Here is a 3,572-nt window from a genome sequence, read left to right on the forward strand (position 1 = left end):
CAGCCGCCGAAGGCGGTGGCGCCCAGCGCCAGCCTTGAGCCCGGCCGATTCACCGGTCTACCTTCAGCACAGTTGCTCTGAGGGCCGGGACGGCGAGGGTTCTAGATGTGATTTGGGTCAAACGGGAAGCGGAATATTTTTGCGAACAGGACTGGACTACCCAAATCAGATTGATCCGCTTGAACAAATCACGTTTTTCAAAACTGCGGTCCGCAGCCCGGATGAAGCCAAGGGTCGGCGCGAAGCGTCGCCCGATGACAGGCTCCGCGCAATCCGGGACCGCGCGCCAACGAGACAGCCCTGGATTTCGCTTCGCTCCATCCGGGCTACAACGGGTCCGCGCGAGGCACGGCCGCGGAGCTGTTAGAGCGTCTCCTGCTTGTGTCCGCATTGCTTGCAGGCGAATTTCACGCGGCTCGCGCCTCTCGCCGCCGAGACGCGATTTGGCGCGCCGCATTTTCCGCAAGTTGCCTCGATACGGGTATTGCCCTGCTTCACGACAATGGCCTTGCGCGCCATGGTTTCGCGGATCAAGCGTTCGGCCTCCTCGCGCATCGACTGCTTCGACATTCGCCTGCACCTGCCATGACAACCCAAGGAGCCTTATAGCACTGACATCTCCTCTTGCGAAGAAATATGCAAGAAGGACGGGGATGGTCGGGACGGGCCCGGCCATGACGAAAATAGCATCGAGCTTTCTTGTTGCGGATTTCTGATCAAGTTACATCTGCAACAATCGACTGCGTGACGCTTCGAGCAACTCACTTTCTGAATTTTATTTTAATCAGCTGGGCTCGCGCAGAGTTGAGCAAACGTGCCGTCGAATTCGATAGCGATTCTGCAAAGCGATTGCCACCTGCAACAGCGTAGCGAAATGTCTGAATGGAGAGTGGTTATGTTGCGCAAAACGGTTATCGCGTTGCTGGCGGTTGCAGCCGTTGGCCTGGCTTCGCCAACAATGGCGCTGGCGCGTGGAGGCGGAGGTGGCGGAGGCGGAGGCGGTCACGGCGGGGGCGGTGGTGGCTTTGGCGGCGGAGGTGGTCACGGCGGCGGCGGCTTTGGCGGCGGCGGTGGAGGTTTCCACGGCGGCGGCTTTGGTGGCGGCGGCATGCGTGGTGGCGGTTTTGCCGGCGGCTTCCATGGTGGCGGTCTTGCCGGCGGCGGCTTCCGGGGTGGTGGCTTCCATGGTGGTGGCTTCCATGGTGGTGGCTTCGCCGGTGGTTTCCACGGTCGCGGATTTCACGGTCGCGGCTTCGGGCACCGCTTCGCCTTCGGGCGCGGCTTTGGATTCGGCGGCTACTACCCGTATGACTACTACGACGACTACGCCTACGATTATCCGTATGGGTATGGATATTACCCCTACGCCTACAACGATACGTACGATGACAACGGCAGTTGCTATGTGGTTCAGCGACGCGTGCACACCAAGCATGGCTGGCGCCGGGAACCCCGTCAGGTGTGCGGTTGATGGACGGTCTCAAGTAATCGGCGGCCATCAGATCCCTGCCGACCTCAGCGCTTCTCTGAGCGCTGAGGTCATTGTCTTACGCAGGCGATAGGTATGACGCAAATCTCTTGCTGACCCAATCGGCCTACTTGCACGGATCGCAGGCGAGCGTGCGGAACGTCACCGAATAGCGCAGTGCGGCCATCGGCGGGATACTGTGCTCCCATAGCTTGCGCGCTTCGCCAGTCAGCAGGTAGAGCGAGCGCGGCTCGACGTCCAAGGTGAAGCGTTCCCATCGCTTGCCCGACTTGCGTCGGAACCGAAACGGACATGCCGCGGCCAGCGACAGGCCAAACACGAGATCAAAATCCTTCTTGTCGCGATGCCACCCGATGGCGGCGCCGGGAGCATATTCCGTAAACAGAATATGGCCGATGGCGTCCGGCTTGAACGAAGCGAATGCCTCGACGCGGGAAGCGAACGGCGCGATCCACGGCGGCGGCGGAGCGGCCGGCTCGAGATGACGGCGGCTGAAATCATATTTCCAACCGAATGAGGCCACCCGCCGCTTGCCCTCATAGGCACCAAACTGAAACGGGACGAGGTTTAACTGCGCGATGCGATCGACAAGCAGGCGTTCTTCGGCGGCCGACACAAAGCCGGGCCAGTAGCTTAGCCCGCTCGGAGCTAGTTCTTGTCTATCGAATAGCGACGGTTGGAAGCCTTCCACGCGAAGAGCTCCATGCGTTGTCGGCGAAAGCATTATTGGCGCGCGGGCGTGCCGTCAAATCGCCAAAAACCCGGAGGCTTGATTCATGGCTGCGCACCGACAGCAGGGATATGCGCCCGTTTCGTGCATGGCGTGTCATGACAAAATACCTGTTACTTTCTTTTCTGCTGACGGCGATCACCGGTACATCTGTTCGTGGCTCGCAGTCGGAGTTGCCGCACCTCGCGCCTTATCTGGAAGTAGCCCGACTTATCCTGGACGATTCAGACACTTCGCCGACCGACGCCACCTCGGCTGAATCCAAACCCTGCGCGGGCGTGTCGTTTTCCCGCAATTTGAGATATGGCGAGAGCGAGCTGAACGTCCTCGACGTCGCAATTGGCGACGTCAAAGAAGCCACTCCGCGTCCCGTACTCTTGTTCGTGGCCGAAAAAAGCTTCGCCGCCGACAACGGAGCGGCTGATATCGCGGGCCCGCTCGAGGATCAAGCGATGTGCTTTGCCGCGCGCAACGGAATGGTAGGCGTGAACGTGACCTATCGACTGGCGCCGGCAAACCCGTGGCCCGCCGGCGCCAAGGATGTCGCGGCGGCAACCGCGTGGGTCCATCAGAACATCGACCTGTTCGGAGGAAGCCGCGACCAGATAGTGGCGATCGGCTACTCCGCGGGCGCATTCCACGTGGCGAGCTTGCTTGCCCACCCGGAATTTCAGGCGAGCGATTCCAGCATGGCTGCAGCCGTGCTGGTGTCGGGTATTTACCGCATGGGCCCAGATGCGAGCACGGCCGAGAAGGCTTATTTTGGTGAGGACGCGAGCAAATACGATGAGAGATCGGTATTTCCCGGCATCCTCAGCATCGAGACACCGATCTTGCTCGCCTGGTCGGCTCTCGACCCCCCGCGGCTCGTCGCTCAAGCCGAAAAGCTGAAGGAGCTCCTGTGCAATTCCGTCGCCCATTGCCCGCGCACGACAGTGCTGACGAGCAGAGACAATATCGCTTCTGTCTTTGGGCTCGATGGATCCGGCGACGGTCTTGCTGAACCAACGCTGGTCCTCGTCCGGCAAATCGAAGCGAGGGGCCTTCCCTGAAGATTTGGGAAGCCAGGCAAGGACCGCGGATGGTGGGGTGCGCAGTCAGTTACGAACCGGTCTCCCTGTTATTTGGCCCATATCAGCGTGCTTTTCGAAAGCAATAGCGGACCATGCTCGAAGGAATCCGGGTGGTGTCTCAGTTTGAAATTTCGGCCTTATCTGGTGCTACCGGTATTAGGGTCGTGGCCTGTTTATCCCTAGTGTGGTGTCGCCTTCAAAGATTTCGGGTAGGTCCGCCAATCGCCAAAGGGCGATCTCGAATGGGACATCAGGATAGTGGTCTTTCCGGCTTTCGATC

4 protein-coding genes are annotated in these 3,572 nt (G+C 60.1%); 1 reads left to right on the top strand and 3 read right to left on the bottom strand.

Translation table 11 applies throughout. The features are described 5' to 3' along the window. Nucleotides 1-363 precede the first annotated feature (363 nt). The 3 genes from N554_RS0130330 to N554_RS0130340 all read right to left on the bottom strand — a co-directional run bounded on the left by N554_RS0130330 (nt 364) and on the right by N554_RS0130340 (nt 2,180). Nucleotides 364-570 carry a hypothetical protein gene (locus N554_RS0130330; protein ID WP_029586877.1) on the bottom strand — a complete coding sequence of 69 codons (207 nt, stop codon included), beginning with the start codon at nt 568-570 and terminating at the stop codon, nt 364-366. Between the two features lie 214 nt (nt 571-784). Then, nucleotides 785-1,261 (bottom strand): hypothetical protein, encoded by a 477-nt coding sequence (locus tag N554_RS41340; protein ID WP_029586878.1) that lies wholly within the window; start codon nt 1,259-1,261, stop codon nt 785-787. A 334-nt stretch (nt 1,262-1,595) separates the two neighbouring features. Continuing rightward, nucleotides 1,596-2,180: an alpha-ketoglutarate-dependent dioxygenase AlkB gene (locus N554_RS0130340; RefSeq protein WP_036054685.1), complete on the bottom strand. Its 585-nt coding sequence runs from the start codon at nt 2,178-2,180 to the stop codon at nt 1,596-1,598. Nucleotides 2,181-2,317: 137 nt separating this feature from the next. Here N554_RS0130340 and N554_RS0130345 point away from each other — a divergent pair, with 137 nt between their 5' ends. Beyond that, a complete protein-coding gene (locus tag N554_RS0130345; RefSeq protein WP_081851503.1) occupies nt 2,318-3,271 on the top strand; it encodes an alpha/beta hydrolase in 954 nt (317 codons plus the stop codon). Nucleotides 3,272-3,572: the final 301 nt, after the last annotated feature.

Source organism: Bradyrhizobium sp. URHD0069 (genome assembly GCF_000701345.1).
GTDB lineage: Bacteria > Pseudomonadota > Alphaproteobacteria > Rhizobiales > Xanthobacteraceae > Bradyrhizobium.

What these genes read in the sequence shown, in the direction of transcription:
- N554_RS0130330 (WP_029586877.1), bottom strand. Translation starts at nt 570, where the DNA reads ATGTCGAAGCAGTCGATGCGCGAGGAGGCCGAACGCTTGATCCGCGAA.
- N554_RS0130345 (WP_081851503.1), top strand. Translation starts at nt 2,318, where the DNA reads ATGACAAAATACCTGTTACTTTCTTTTCTGCTGACGGCGATCACCGGT.